At 66.3% G+C, this 294-nt stretch carries 1 pseudogene; it reads left to right on the top strand.

Annotated features, from left to right (window positions below):
* Window positions 1-39: 39 nt before the first annotated feature.
* Window positions 40-294 (top strand): annotated as a pseudogene (locus HCK04_RS41785) (hypothetical protein); the annotation flags it as partial.

Genomic DNA, 294 nt, shown 5'->3' with positions numbered 1-294 from the left:
GACCCAGTAATGAGCACGAGCCGATTGACGCGAACTCCGGTGGCGCGCACCCGGCCAGAAAAGCAGGCAACAGGAAAGCGGGCTCCAGGAAAGCGGGCTCCAGGAAAGCGGGCAACGGGAGAGCAGGCGGCAGGGGAGCGGGCGCCTGGAAAGCAGCGGGCAACGGGTAGGCAGGCGACGGGGCAGTGGGCGGCATGGGCGTTCCTCGCGCCCGTCGTCGTCTATCTGCTCGCGTTCTACGTCTATCCGCTGTATCGCAACGTCGATCTGAGCCTGCGCAACTACACGGTGCGC

The sequence above is a fragment of the Microbispora sp. CL1-1 genome (assembly GCF_012034195.1).
Lineage (GTDB): Bacteria > Actinomycetota > Actinomycetes > Streptosporangiales > Streptosporangiaceae > Microbispora.
Note: the sequence above shows the minus strand (reverse complement) of the source record. Positions and strands in the feature narration are given on the sequence as shown.